Source organism: Azospirillum sp. INR13, assembly GCF_015390205.1.
In the GTDB taxonomy this organism is placed as follows: domain Bacteria; phylum Pseudomonadota; class Alphaproteobacteria; order Azospirillales; family Azospirillaceae; genus Azospirillum.
In genome coordinates this window covers 143,578-156,601 of the sequence record NZ_VUOI01000049.1, presented here as the reverse complement: position 1 = coordinate 156,601, position 13,024 = coordinate 143,578, and the positions used below count along the sequence as shown (strand labels likewise).

Genomic DNA, 13,024 nt, shown 5'->3' with positions numbered 1-13,024 from the left:
GCATCTGCGCTTGGGACGCGCTCTGCCGGTGGAGTTGCTGGATGGGCAGGAAGATCACGATTTCATCGTGCGGCTCATCCAGGCCGCCCCGGCGTCGCGCACAACACCTTCTCCGGCCTGGGGTACGGGCCGGAACCGTCATCACACCCGAGGTTCAACCATGCCTCACGAGCAACTTGATCTGTCCTCCAGTGCCGGCGTCCGTACAAGACGGAGGACGGATTGCGCCGGCACCTGGAGGAGCGGCACCGGGGCTCTGGTGCTGGACGAGGACATCCCCGAGATCACCGGCCGCAGCTTCATCTTCGAGGATCAGATCTACGACGTTGAGGGCTTACTGGCGCTGGTGCGCTCCGCCACCGTCCAAGTTCCCCCCTGAGCTGGTCCCATTGGATCAGGCGCTGCTGACCCATGTCGCCCTCTTCGAGCGCGATGAACGCCGGATCGCCACCATGACACCCGCCGAAGCTGAGGTGCCGATCCTCACCGTCGGTATGGCAGGCGGCACCACGCAGGTCATCGACGGCCTGCATCGCATTCACCGACGGCACCGCGACGGCAAGAGGGACATAGCGATGGTGTTCGTTCCTCACGCGGTCGCCCAACCTTCATCCACCCGCGCCCCCGCCGTGGCGCGTGAGCATCCAAGGAGATCTGTCGTTGTCCAGCTTAAACACCAAGAAACGCCATGCGCCCGTTCGAAGACGATCTGGCCGCCCTGCTGGCCGCACTGTCCGGTTACGGCAGCTTCGTGCACGAGATGATCGGGGATGCAGGGGAGGGACTCTGGGCCGGCACCGAACGCCCTGGCCCTGAGAAGCTGTTCGCCTTCGAGGTCCACAGTGCGCCGGCGACCGCTGGCTCGCTCTGCTGGTCTGGAAGGATCACGCCGACGGCGGCATCACCGGCGCCCTGGTGCGCTCCGCAGACGTGCCGATCCAATACGAGGACGAGGGGGTGACACTGGGCCAGCTGGCCGTCCGACATCGCCTGTCCAAATCGACAAGGCCCCAGTGGGATGACGTCCTCGACCTTGCCGACGAGCTGATCGCGCCGCCTGACGCCAAAACCCCTGAAACGATGACCGACCGGAAAGGCGATGATTTCCGCTGCCTTTCTCCGGCGCGCAGGCGAAGCCTTCTACCGTATCGTCGTGGCTCGACACTCGGGAAGCGCGCCGATGAGGAAATCCCTCGCCAACCCAATCAGCGAAGCCCACGCCCGTGGCCAAGTCACAGCACTTCTAAAGGGCACCTTTCACCGGGAGCGCCCCGCTGATGCCGAGTTGGTCCAGTACCTGTCGGCCGAGATCGCTGGGTCAATCTGGCGCCAGTACGAGATCGGCCCCTTTCAGTGGCAGGCGAAGCATCTGCGCTGGTTTCTGCGCGATGGGACGGCAGAGCTGAGCATGGATGATCGGCACACGTACTACCTGACCGTCGAACGGGTGTCCCAGGCCCTTGGCAAATGGGGCCGCTGGGAGGATGACCTCGCCTCCGGGCCTTGGGCAATCCCGCCCGCTGCGGCTCGTCCAGCCGGCGTTATCGCAGCCTGCTGTATAGAATTCCACGCCGTCCTCGTTAGACTTGGGCCGCTGACTTCATGCAGCGGCCCATTTTTTATCGCATGGCGAAGCTACATCTGGAATAGTGTCGGTTCATTATGCGATGTCGCAATGAGTGGAGTTTATTTCCATAACTGAACTTATGTGTGTTCTATTTCCACGTTGGAGTGATGGTGGCATTGCGGCTCTTGTGTACCGGCTCTGCTAATCGCAGCGAGTATGTCCTCACGCGCTCGCCGACGGATACGCAAAGGAGTATTTGCAGCGTGTGCGCCCTGGAATGTCGGAAGCGGATGTTCGCAGAGTACTTTTGGAAAATTCCTTGTGATGAAGTTATAGAGCGGCTGCATCAAGACAGCGGTGAATGGCAAGACACAAGACCGCCTTTAGTTTACGATGTGTCGTGCGTTACCTATACTCTCCTTACAGCGTCGATTTCCTCCCCATTGTCAAAGGGGCGGAAGGCTCAGTCGATCAGGTATTTTTGGATAGATGTTAGAGACGAAGATATGATTGCCGCTGAGGTCGCCAGAGACCATTGGCCTGCGATGGTAAAAAAGGAATGGCAGAATACGTTAGGTAAAATATACCCGTGCTGGTTCTTTGAGAATAATGCCATCAGAGCGCCTCTATGTCATAACAGCGAAGATGAAGGGTATCGGGTATGGCACTTGGGTTACATAGCAAAGCGCTTAGACCGGTGGCGCATGACCAAAAAACAAGACCTTTGTGCGCATCGATCGGCAGACCTAGCTACAGTATAGTCGCATCAGCAAACCAATCTATGATGGAGCACTTGATGCGCCTGTTTGGGGTTAAGGGTTTTCCAGCGGGCTCAGAATCCCCACCGTCGTCTGGCACGTTCGAGCCATGTCGGCCGATCGAGCGATTCAACTGGTGGAGGGGCTGCCAGACGCTGCCGGCCTGCGCCTCGTGGCTGTCGATACCGGCTGTGGCCTGCCGGTCGAAAGCGTTAGCCAAACCATGCCATGGCCGTGGCCCGACAAAGCAGCCTGAACCTTGGTGACGCTACACCCGTGCAGGCCTGCCGGCAGGCTGCGTCGGCATCTCCCTACTTTCCAAACCGACCGCAGTAGGTTCCGTTTGATCGACCAGTTGCTCCGCGATCAGGTGGATGACCTCGCCCTCGATCTGCACGCGGCCCTTCACGCTAGCATGCTGGCTCCGAGGATAATGCGTCGCCGCTGCTCGAAGAGCTTCTTCCAAACAACGATGTTCGCGACGCCGGTTTCTCTTCGAGCGGTCAGAACAACACCCCGTTGGCCGATCCCGGCCGCTGCCGGACCAGCACCAGTCCAGACACCGTCACTCTGCGTCCATCCCGCGTGCGAGCGAGATCGGCGCAGGGATGATGCCCTGCCCTCTCAGGTCCTGGCGCAGGAGAGCGACGGGGATGGCTGCGCAGGCTCAAGCCCGTCATCGTGTAGTCCTCGACCACCTCCCTGCCCTCGCTCATCGGCCTGAGGGTGACCTCCGGCTCCACCACCTCTTGCGCAGCCCCGGCGCCGCGAAGAGCGGCAGGGCCTCATCCACGGAGCGCCCGGATGGCCCAAGGCAGCCTCTCGACGCGTAAGCCCCATACCGGCGAAGCCATCGGCGGCCGCCAGTTGGCGTAGTGCCGCGACCGGCACACCCGCCCGGCGCCATAGGTCCTCAACGTCGCCATAGGGACGGTCCTCGCGGGCGGCGACGATCCAGCGCCGGCGGCGTTGGCCAACCCTCTCACCAGCCGGAGTCCGAGGCGGACCGCCAGCCTGCCCTGCCCCGCCGGCTCCAACGTGCAGTCCCAACGTGAAGCGTTGACGTCGACCGGCCGGACCTCGACGCCGTGGTCGCGCGCGTCCCGAACGATCTGCGCCGGCGCATAGAAGCCCATGGGCTGAGCGTTCAGCAGGGCGCAGGTGAAGATTTCGGGATGGTGGCACTTCATCCAGCTGCTGGCATAGGCGATCAGCGCGAAGCTCGCTGCGTGGCTTTCCGGGAAACCATAGGACCCGAACCCCTCCAACTGCTTGAAGGTACCCTCGGCAAACTCCCGGCTGTAGCCGCGCGCCACCATGCCGTCGACCAGCTTGCTCGAAAATTTGCTGACCCCGCCCGTGACCTTGAATGTCGCCATCGACTTGCGTAATTGGTCGGCCTCGCCGGGCCGTGAAGCCGGCGCATTCGATGGCCCTCGCATCGCCTGCTCCTGGAAGAGCGGAACGCCAAGCGTCGATCCCAGGACCGCTTTGAGCTCGGGCGTGGGATAGTCCACCGGCTCCAGCCCCTCGCGGCGCGCAGGTAGGGGTGCACCATGTCCGCCCTGGATCGGACCGGGCCGGACGATCGCCACCTGGATGACCAAGTCGTAGAAGGTCCGCGGCTTGATCCGCGGCAGCAATGGCCATCTGGGCGCGGCTTTCGATCTGGAAGACGCCCAGTGTGTCGGCCTTCCTGATCATCGCGTAGGTCGACGGGTCCTCAGCTGGAATGCCCGCCAAGTCCATGCGGATGCCCTTGTGCTCCTCCAGCAGCTCGAAGGCCCAGCGCATGCAGCCGAGCATCCCCAGCGCCAGAATGTCGACCTTCATGATGCGGAGGAGGTCGATGTCGTCCTTATCCCACTCGATGACCTGCCGGTCCTCCATGGCGGCGGGCTCGATCGGCACCAGCTCGTCCAGCCGGTGCTGCGTGAGGACGAAGCCGCCCGGGTGCTGAGACAGGTGCCGGGGCGTGCCCATCAGCTGTTGAGCAAGCTCCAGAGTCAGACGCAGACGCCGGTCCTCCAGGTTTAGGCTCAGCTCCTTCGCGTGCTGCTCCTCGACACCCTCATCCGACCAAGCCCAAATCTGCCCTGCCAGTGCCGCTGTGACGTCCTCGGTGAGCCCGAGCACCTTGCCAACGTCGCGGATGGCGCCGCGCGCCCGGTACCGGGTGACCACCGCCGTCAGGGCGGCGCGGGTGACGGCCGTAAGTCTCGTAGATTCCACTGGATGACGATCTCTCGGCGATCGTGCTCGAAATCGACGTCGATGTCCGGCGGCTCCCGACGTTCGGCCGATGCGCGGCGACGTCCACCGCGGTGATGACGCGCTGCGCGCCGGTCGACGCGACGACGAAGGGTGTGCCGGGCGGCTCGTCGGCCTCAAGTGCCGAACCGGAGCCCGACCGCTCGTGCCGTTCCTTCGATGAGCGTGCCCTGACGCGAAGCCGATCCGTCGGCCAAGTGGGCAGGTAGACCGAGACGACCCTCTTCATCGCAGCCCTCAATGTCCCACTCACCCGCCACGCCCCCACGACACCGCACCAGTTCCACCCGCCATCGCCTGCGGCCTATCCCCGGCGCTGGCAGTGGGCTGGACGGCAGGGCTGAAACGCGCCAACGGGTGACGGCAGCCGTCGGCTGGCCGATCTCGGCGGCAGCCGCGGCCGGGCTGCGCCACCGGCGCAGGATGATGGCTGTGACGCCGGAGTGTTCGGCGGCGATCTGCATGCGTCTGGACGCCACCATGGGGAGCTTGGCCAGTTCACCTTACCACGGCCGCCAGTCCGCGGTGGCGCAGCCCCTCCTCCACCAGCAGAGGCAGCGTCCTTTCATCGGGTGCCTCTGCATAAATGACCCGGTTCGGATCCAGCCCGACTTGGGAGAGCGCCGGGGCGTACAGGTCCGACGCCCGCAGGCACCAGAGCACCGGCCCGGTCATTCTGGCCAGGATGCCCGCGGCGAACAGAGTGGCCGCCGCGGCGTGGATCACGCCCAGGTCACCGCCCTCGGCCACCTCGTGGACGGCTCCCAACGCCAGCCCGCCACCTGGCAGCCGATCGTCGACCTCGCTGATCCCGAAGGGTAGCACGCGCATGGCGCGCCGCCCGCCAATCTCCAGCTGGTGGATGCGGTTGCGCAGGTCTTGTAGGGCGGTACTAGGGCGCGGCTCAGGATGCATGTCTCTTGAGACAGAAAGGGAAGGATTATGTTCCCTTTTTGTTCGCCAAAAACAGGAGCACTGTCAAGCTCTGGTTTTTCGCTCCTTGCCCGTCCAGCCCTTGCTACGAGCTAGCGAGACACACCAGGCTGGATGGGTCCCCATATGGAAATCCATTCCGATAGCGGTCGACGGTCAGAATTGCGGCCCCGAAGAGAGCGTCTGGACAGGTCGGCCCGAGGCCAATGAAGAACAGTTGTTTTCCAAGAAGGCACTGTCGTCCAGAACAGCGGAGCGGTTGCAAGCTGGAGCAGAGCTTGGGTATCAGAGCTTTGGCATCAAGCCAAAAAGAACGCGGCGGGCCGAAGCCCGCCGCACATCTTGTGCCACAAAGGGGAAACCCTTGCGACGTGTTAACGGAAGGACCCCGATCCCCCAGCGGCTAAGCAAGGTGATTGTCTTTCCGCGAAGAGCATCTCACGGGATTTCGCGATCGTCAATCCAGTTGAGACCTTTTTGCTTCTGGACACGGGCGGGGTGCGCTTAGACAATTCCGCACTTCAGGTGCGAATGCTCCTTTCCCATTCGCATCATGTGCGGGAGGAATTCCTTCGTGTCCAAGCGTCTCCGCTATCGCCTCGCCCTGGATCTCGGCACCAACAGTATTGGGTTCTGTCTGCTGGATCTGAACGGGGATGGCAGGCCCTGCGGGGTGCGCCGCATGGGCGTTCGCATCTTCCCCGATGGCCGGGATCCGAAGTCACAGCAATCTTTGGCGGCCGATAGGCGCTTAGCTCGGTCGATGCGCCGGCGCCGCGATCGCTATCTGCGCCGGCGCAAGGCTCTGATGAACGCCCTGGTCGCCGCCGCCCTGATGCCGGAAGACCTGCAGGCGCGCAAGGCATTGGAGGGGCTGGACCCCTACGAGCTGCGCGCGGCGGCGGTCGCCGGCCCGCTGCCGGCCCCACCAGCTCGGCCGTGCCCTTTTTCACCTGAACCAGCGCCGCGGCTTCAAGAGCAACCGCAAGGCGGCCGGGGATGAGAACGAGGCGGGCAAGGTCAAGACCGGCATTTCCGCTCTGAAGGCCGAGCTGGCCGCCAGCGGCGCCGGCACACTCGGCCAGTGGCTTGCCGCCCGCCATGCCACCCGCCAGCCAGTAAGGGCAAGGCTGACCGGCACGGGGGCCAGGGCGACCTACAGCTTTTATCCGGAGCGTGCGCTGGTCCATGAGGAATTCCAGGCGATCCGCGCCGCCCAGGCGCCGCATCATCCCGGCGTCACCGCCGAACAGTGGGACCGGATCGAGAGCGTCATCTTCCACCAGCGCCCGTTGAAGCCGGTGAAGCCCGGCAAATGCACCCTCTATCCGGAGGAGGAGCGGGCGCATTGGGCGCTGCCCATCGCCCAACGGTTCCGCATCCTGCATGAACTGCACAATCTGCGCATCGTCCGGCAGGGGGAGGAGGGGCTGTCGCCGGCCGACTTCGGACCGCTTCTTTGACCGGCTGTGCCGTAAGGGCGATCTGACCTTCAAGACGCTGGCCAAGGAGCTGAAGCTCCCACCCGACGCCCGCATCAATCTGGAGGACGACAAGCGTGACCGGCTGAAGGGCGACGCCACCGCCGACGCGCTGGCGGCCGAAAAGGGCAAGCGCCGGCGAATCGGCGCGGCTTGGCACAGCTTCCCGGCCGACCGTCAGCGCGAGATCGTCGGCCGCCTGATCGATGCCGAGGATGAGGGAGAACTGGCGGCCTGGCTGGTGGAGGAGCTGGGGCTGCCGTGGGAGGTGGCGATCCTGACGGCCGAGCGGCCGGGCCTGCCGACGGCTATTGCCGACTGAGCGAAAAGGCGCTGGAGCAGGTGGTGCCGCTGATGCACGAGGAGCATCTGCCCTATGACAAGGCGGTTCGCGCGCTCGGCCTCCATCACTCCGATTATCGCCCGGACGAGCTGCTGGGCGAGCTGCCCTATTACGGCCTGCCGCTGGAGCGCTTCATCGCCTTCGGGCACCGGCGAGGCGGACGACCCGGCCGAACTGCGGATCGGCCGCTTTCCCAATCCGACTGTCCATGTCGCGCTGAACGAACTGCGGCGGGTGGTGAACCGGATCATCCGGCGCTGGGGCAAGCCGGAGGAGATCGTGGTGGAACTGGCCCGAAATCTGAAGCAGAGCCGAGCCGACCGCGACAAGGAACAGCGTGAACAGGCGGAAAAGCAGAAGAAGAACTGGACGCGGACCCAGCAGCTTCGCGAATTGGGGATGGAACCGACCGGCGAGGCGCTGCTGCGGCTGCGGCTGTGGGAGGAGCTGCCGCGGATCGGCAGCGCCCATGTCTGCGTTTATACCGGCCAACCGATTAGTATGACGCAGCTGCTGCAAGGCGATGTGGATGTCGATCACATCCTGCCCTTCAGCCGGACGCTGGCCAACGGCGCCGACAACAAGATCGTCTGCCACCGTCGCGCCAACCGCATCAAGCGCAACCGGACGCCGTGGGAGGCGTTCGGCGTCGTCTCCGCCGACGGCTATGATTGGGCGGCCATCGCCGAACGCGCCGAGTCGCTGCCCAAAAACAAGCGCTGGCGCTTCCTGCCCAACGCGATGGAGCGGTTCGAGGACGAGCGGGGATTCATCGACCGGCAGCTGGTGGAGACCCGGCACCTGTCCAGGGTCGCCCGCGAATATCTGGGCTGCATCGTGCCGCTGGAGAAGGTGCGGGCCGCCCCCGGCCGGCTGACAGCGATGCTGCGCGGCCGCTGGGGGCTGAACGCTATCCTGTCCGACGCCAATCTGAAGAACCGGGCGGATCACCGGCACCATGCCGTCGATGCCGCCGTGCTGGGGGTGATCGACCAGCGACTGGTGCAGAGGGTGGCCGACGCCGCCAAGCGGGCGGAAGAGAAGGAGCTGGAAAAGCTGTTCGACGGCCTGCCCGATCCGTTTGAGGGGTTGCCCGGCCCGTCCTTCCGCGAACAGGTCCAGGAGAGGGCGCACGGGATCATCGTGTCCCACAAGCCCGAACATGGCTGGCAAGGCGGATGCACAACGACACCGCCTATGGTCCGGTTGAGCGGCTGCCCGACGGAACCCATCAGGTGGTGACGCGTAAGCCGTTGGCGGCGCTTGCCGAAAAGGATTTTGGGAATATCCGTGACCGCGCCCTTGCCGCGGCGCTGGAACGCCATGTCGCCGAACAGGCGACGCAGGGGCGCAGCTTGGGCGAGGCCCCTGTCCTGCTTCACCTGGACGGGGGGAGAGGTGCGCCGGGTCCGCATGCTGGACAAGTTGGGCAGCCCTGTCGCGGTCCAGGACGATGACGGACACACCTTCAAACTCTACAAGGGCGACAGCAACGCCTGGTACGAGATCCTGCGCGATGGGCGCGGGCGTTGGACGGGGCGGATCGTCAGCACCTATGAGGCCTATCGGCTGCATGCCGAATGGCTGGCCGAGAGGGGGGACTGCGGGCGGAACGATGCAGCCTTTCCGGATTGGGCAGCACGCCGGCTGTGCGCCAGCATCGGCACGCCGCTGTTCCGCCTGTTCAAGGGGGACATGCTGGCCTTCGGAACCGCACCGAGCCGGGGAAATTCTGAAGGTGGTCAAGTTCACGGAAGGGACAATCACCTTCGCTGGCCATCGCGAGGCTGGCAACCTCAAGGCGCGGGATGCCGACAAGGAGGATCCGTTCAAGTACCGCTACTGCTCGCCCGAGGCTTTGCGCAAGGCGCAAGCCCGGCCGGTTGGCGTGGATCCCGCCGGCTTCGTCCACGACCGCGGGGCCGTTGGAGTAGGCCATGGCGAGCGCAGCCGGAGTCGTGGTGGAGGTGGCCGAGGACGGGCGGCATCTGTCGCTCGACCGCGGTTTTATGGTTGGTGTCGGAAAAAGGGCGGGAGCTTGGCCGCGTCCCGCTCGACGACATGGCGGTGCTGATCGCCACCGCGCATGGGCTGACCTATTCCAACAACCTGCTGCTGGCCCTGCTGGAACGGGATTGCTCGGTCATCCTGTGCGGGCGGAATTTCTCCCCGGCAGGCCATCCTTTGGCCGCTGGATGGTCATCACATCCAGGCCCAGCGCATGCGGGCGCAGGCGGACATTACCGACGCCTTCAAGCGCCGGCTGTGGCAGGCCATCGCCCGCGCGAAGGTCCGCAATCAGGGGGCGATCCTTCAGGCGCTCGGCCATTCCGCCGGCGCCTTCGAGGAATTGGCCCGAAAGATGCGGACCGGCGACCCGGAGAACATCGAGGCGCAGGCGGCGCGGCGCTACTGGCCCCTGCTGTTCGGGCCGGATTTTCGCCGCGATGCCGAGGAGCCGGGAATCAATGGGCTGTTGAACTATGGTTATGCGGTGCTGCGCGGCGGCACGGCACGGGCGACGGCAGCCGCTGGGTTGCATCCCAGTCTTGGCCTGAAGCATTCCAACCGTTCTAACCCCATGTGTCTGGTTGACGATCTGCTGGAACCGTTCCGGCCGATGGTGGAGATCGCCGTTCATCGTCTGGTCTCGGATGGGCTTCTGGAGGTCGATCGGGAGACGAAGCGGATCTTGGCCGGGCTGCTGGTGCAGGACTTGCGAACGGACGCCGGAGTGACGCCGCTGTCCACCTGTCTGTTCCGGCTGGCGACATCGCTCGCACAGGTTCTTTCGGGCGAGCGTCAGGTTCTCGATCTTCCGCTGTCGCCGCTTCCCCTCGAAATAGCCCGTGGTCCTTCAGGCAAGGAGGGCGCGCATGCCACTCAGCGCGTATCGGCTCATGTGGATGATGGTGATGTTTGACCTGCCGACCGTGACCAAAACCGACCAGAAAGCGGCGACTCGGTTTCGCAATTTTCTGTTGGATGAGGGCTTCGAGATGTCGCAATTCAGTGTCTACATACGCTTTTGCGCCGGCACACCGCAGGTCGAGGCGCGAATCGGACGGATCAGATCCAACCTGCCGAAGCGGGGAAAGGTGCAGATCCTGACCTTCACCGACCGTCAATACCAGACGATGGTGTGTTTCGACACGCGCACGAAACAAGAACCTGCCGCGAAATACGAACAGTTCAAGCTGTTTTGACGGGCATCCGATGGAAGGTCTTCAGAAAAGAAACCCGAATAACCCATTTTGTTTCAGTGGGTTATCCGGGGTCGTATTGTAGCCGCTGGGGATCGGGGTCCAGCCGCAACTTTCTGGAGGTAACCATGGTCAGCAGCCCTATTGTAGCCGCTGGGGGATCGGGGTCCAGCCGCAACAGACAGGGTCTTGATCGTGTGGGAGTTGATATTGTAGCCGCTGGGGGATCGGGGTCCAGCCGCAACCTCGAGGATGCCCTTCATCTGGTCGCCGAGATTGTAGCCGCTGGGGGATCGGGGTCCAGCCGCAACGATGCCCGCACCGATGCGCGCCACTCCGCCATTGTAGCCGCTGGGGGATCGGGGTCCAGCCGCAACCTGTCCGCTTTTCGTGCATCTTCGCGATAGATTGTAGCCGCTGGGGGATCGGGGTCCAGCCGCAACAAGCTCGGCAGCACCACCGGAACGGTGGGAATTGTAGCCGCTGGGGGATCGGGGTCCAGCCGCAACGGCGGGCGGGTCTATACCGAACTGGTATCCATTGTAGCCGCTGGGGGATCGGGGTCCAGCCGCAACCGGTGGCGCCCCGCCCTCCATCGTCAGACAATTGTAGCCGCTGGGGGATCGGGGTCCAGCCGCAACTGGGAGACCCAGTATTCCTTGATGCGGGCGATTGTAGCCGCTGGGGGATCGGGGTCCAGCCGCAACTATTCCGTCGAGTGCAAAGCGCGGAAGGAGATTGTAGCCGCTGGGGGATCGGGGTCCAGCCGCAACCGGTGGCGCCCCGCCCTCCATCGTCAGACAATTGTAGCCGCTGGGGGATCGGGGTCCAGCCGCAACCAACCAGGCCTTCATACCCGCTTTACCACGATTGTAGCCGCTGGGGGATCGGGGTCCAGCCGCAACTATTCCGTCGAGTGCAAAGCGCGGAAGGAGATTGTAGCCGCTGGGGGATCGGGGTCCAGCCGCAACTGTTTTCGCTGGGGTGTGCGGGAGCGCCCGTATTGTAGCCGCTGGGGGATCGGGGTCCAGCCGCAACTCAATAGCCATGCGTCTCCGCCGCCTGAAAATTGTAGCCGCTGGGGGATCGGGGTCCAGCCGCAACGGAACCGACTCGGTTGCTATATTGGCGGGGATTGTAGCCGCTGGGGGATCGAGGTCCAGCCGCAACTGGTCGATCTGTCGGCCTTCTCGACCAACGATTGTAGCCGCTGGGGGATCGGGGTCCAGCCGCAACTCCACCGGCTTGGCGACAGCATCGTATTGCATTGTAGCCGCTGGGGGATCGGGGTCCAGCCGCAACATCCCAGACACTTGGATCAAGTTTCGGGCATTGTAGCCGCTGGGGGATCGGAGTCCAGCCGCAACAGCGGCGTCGAAGATGCTGTCCACCCGCGATTGTAGCCGCTGGGGGATCGGGGTCCAGCCGCAACGACGCATGGAACGTGCTCGGCAGCGTGCTGATTGTAGCCGCTGGGGGATCGGGGTCCAGCCGCAACGACGGCACCGATCAGATCCCGAACACTGCATTGTAGCCGCTGGGGGATCGGGGTCCAGCCGCAACGAGCCAGTGTATGATCCCGCCTTTGACCCTATTGTAGCCGCTGGGGGATCGGGGTCCAGCCGGAACTGCCGCGCACATCGCCGCAGGCGATGTATAATTGTAGCCGCTGGGGGTATTGGGGGGCCAACCGCAGCCTGAGCATGGCGCGCACCTCGTTGTACTTCATTGTAGCCGCTGGGATATCGGAGTCTAGCCGCTGTATCTGGTATATCCGCTGGCAATGCTAGCAGAAGCTCTCATTGCAGACCGTATCACTGTGCTTTGAGAACTACCCTTAAGCATGTTGCTTGACCTGCAATTCGAAATGCATACGCGTGGTTGCACGTTCAGCGGCCGCCAAAAAGCTGTTCGGGTGCTTCTCCCACACTGCCAATGGTTCGCCACCATTTGGAGAGGAAACATGTAGCAATATTGCAGCCCCCGGCCCTTCAGGAGGGTCTGAATGCCTTGGGTTGGTGATACGGGTTGCGCTCCAAGCGCAGTCGGGAAACTCACGCTCCAGCAACGCCACCGCGTCGGCCAAATCATTGCTGTCCGTGTTCATGGGGCCTCCGGACGCTTTGTCACCATAACGTGACGATTGCCTCAGGAATCGCAACGGAGCGTTTGGTGCAGGACTTTTGGGGATACACACGTACCCGACCATCCACCGGGCGGTTTCGAGACTGCACTGAGGCGGTCGACGAAGATGAAGCCGGGCGCGGCAACCCGCGTTGAATGGACGATTCGTCCGGGCGTTTGCTGTCTCCAGTTCGGGCAATCGTTTGCGAGCAGCCACACGCTGCCGTCCTCTATGACGGTGCATACCTTGAGTGAACGGCCACGCGACTGTTGCATCAGCGCAAAGTTCAAACACATTGAATAGGATGCTGAAGCGATAAACACGAGCAGCGAGTGAGCTCGCG

General features: G+C 63.8%; 12 protein-coding genes, 2 pseudogenes and 1 CRISPR repeat array. Of the genes and pseudogenes, 9 read left to right on the top strand and 5 right to left on the bottom strand.

Annotated features, from left to right (window positions below; all coding sequences use genetic code 11):
* From F1643_RS21840 to F1643_RS21500, 3 genes are all read left to right on the top strand, one after another.
* Positions 1 to 379: hypothetical protein (locus F1643_RS21840; RefSeq protein WP_206692612.1), on the top strand; the 379-nt coding region annotated here is incomplete at its 5' end.
* Between the two features lie 10 nt (positions 380 to 389).
* Complete coding sequence (locus F1643_RS21505; protein ID WP_194915331.1) at positions 390 to 764, top strand: hypothetical protein; 375 nt, start codon at positions 390 to 392, stop codon at positions 762 to 764.
* A 335-nt stretch (positions 765 to 1,099) separates the two neighbouring features.
* Positions 1,100 to 1,702, top strand: coding sequence for a hypothetical protein (locus F1643_RS21500; protein ID WP_194915330.1), 603 nt, complete (start codon positions 1,100 to 1,102; stop codon positions 1,700 to 1,702).
* A 1,247-nt stretch (positions 1,703 to 2,949) separates the two neighbouring features.
* Here the strand turns inward: F1643_RS21500 and F1643_RS25220 are convergent.
* From F1643_RS25220 to F1643_RS24205, 4 genes and pseudogenes are all read right to left on the bottom strand, one after another.
* Positions 2,950 to 3,920: pseudogene (locus F1643_RS25220) on the bottom strand (hypothetical protein).
* A 109-nt stretch (positions 3,921 to 4,029) separates the two neighbouring features.
* Positions 4,030 to 4,509: pseudogene (gene dnaE2, locus F1643_RS25215) on the bottom strand (error-prone DNA polymerase); the annotation flags it as partial.
* A 5-nt stretch (positions 4,510 to 4,514) separates the two neighbouring features.
* Positions 4,515 to 4,601 carry a hypothetical protein gene (locus F1643_RS25210; RefSeq protein ID WP_370540747.1) on the bottom strand — a complete coding sequence of 29 codons (87 nt, stop codon included), beginning with the start codon at positions 4,599 to 4,601 and terminating at the stop codon, positions 4,515 to 4,517.
* A gap of 493 nt (positions 4,602 to 5,094) precedes the next feature.
* Complete coding sequence (locus tag F1643_RS24205; protein ID WP_255543140.1) at positions 5,095 to 5,421, bottom strand: ImuA family protein; 327 nt, start codon at positions 5,419 to 5,421, stop codon at positions 5,095 to 5,097.
* Positions 5,422 to 6,103: 682 nt separating this feature from the next.
* Between F1643_RS24205 and F1643_RS21485 the strand changes: the two genes are divergently transcribed.
* From F1643_RS21485 to cas2, 6 genes are all read left to right on the top strand, one after another.
* On the top strand, positions 6,104 to 6,532 hold the full coding sequence (locus F1643_RS21485) for a hypothetical protein (protein ID WP_194915328.1): 429 nt from the start codon (positions 6,104 to 6,106) through the stop codon (positions 6,530 to 6,532).
* On the top strand, positions 6,483 to 6,992 hold the full coding sequence (locus F1643_RS25205) for a hypothetical protein (RefSeq protein ID WP_370540746.1): 510 nt from the start codon (positions 6,483 to 6,485) through the stop codon (positions 6,990 to 6,992). Before F1643_RS21485 ends, F1643_RS25205 begins: the two co-directional genes overlap by 50 nt.
* On the top strand, positions 6,916 to 7,332 hold the full coding sequence (locus F1643_RS21475; protein ID WP_194915324.1) for a hypothetical protein: 417 nt from the start codon (positions 6,916 to 6,918) through the stop codon (positions 7,330 to 7,332). The genes F1643_RS25205 and F1643_RS21475 overlap by 77 nt, the downstream gene beginning before the upstream one ends.
* 54 nt (positions 7,333 to 7,386) lie before the next feature.
* Entirely contained in the window at positions 7,387 to 8,595 is a 1,209-nt protein-coding gene (gene cas9, locus F1643_RS21470; RefSeq protein WP_194915322.1) for a type II CRISPR RNA-guided endonuclease Cas9, read from the top strand.
* A 979-nt stretch (positions 8,596 to 9,574) separates the two neighbouring features.
* Positions 9,575 to 10,276 (top strand): type II CRISPR-associated endonuclease Cas1, encoded by a 702-nt coding sequence (gene cas1, locus F1643_RS21465; protein WP_206692615.1) that lies wholly within the window; start codon positions 9,575 to 9,577, stop codon positions 10,274 to 10,276.
* Entirely contained in the window at positions 10,269 to 10,559 is a 291-nt protein-coding gene (gene cas2 / locus F1643_RS21460) for a CRISPR-associated endonuclease Cas2 (RefSeq protein ID WP_255543139.1), read from the top strand. The genes cas1 and cas2 overlap by 8 nt, the downstream gene beginning before the upstream one ends.
* A gap of 75 nt (positions 10,560 to 10,634) precedes the next feature.
* Positions 10,635 to 12,319: direct repeats of the CRISPR family, unit length 36 nt; unit sequence ATTGTAGCCGCTGGGGGATCGGGGTCCAGCCGCAAC.
* A 74-nt stretch (positions 12,320 to 12,393) separates the two neighbouring features.
* On the opposite strand, the gene F1643_RS21455 is transcribed toward cas2, so the two are convergent.
* Complete coding sequence (locus F1643_RS21455) at positions 12,394 to 12,663, bottom strand: hypothetical protein (RefSeq protein ID WP_194915321.1); 270 nt, start codon at positions 12,661 to 12,663, stop codon at positions 12,394 to 12,396.
* Positions 12,664 to 13,024 lie beyond the last annotated feature (361 nt).

Bases quoted from the DNA above. Each gene is read 5' to 3' on its own strand.
- F1643_RS21475 (WP_194915324.1), top strand. From the start codon at position 6,916: ATGAACTGCACAATCTGCGCATCGTCCGGCAGGGGGAGGAGGGGCTGT.
- cas9 (WP_194915322.1), top strand. From the start codon at position 7,387: ATGACAAGGCGGTTCGCGCGCTCGGCCTCCATCACTCCGATTATCGCC.
- cas2 (WP_255543139.1), top strand. From the start codon at position 10,269: ATGTTTGACCTGCCGACCGTGACCAAAACCGACCAGAAAGCGGCGACT.
- F1643_RS21500 (WP_194915330.1), top strand. From the start codon at position 1,100: ATGATTTCCGCTGCCTTTCTCCGGCGCGCAGGCGAAGCCTTCTACCGT.
- F1643_RS21455 (WP_194915321.1), bottom strand. From the start codon at position 12,663: ATGAACACGGACAGCAATGATTTGGCCGACGCGGTGGCGTTGCTGGAG.
- cas1 (WP_206692615.1), top strand. From the start codon at position 9,575: ATGCGGGCGCAGGCGGACATTACCGACGCCTTCAAGCGCCGGCTGTGG.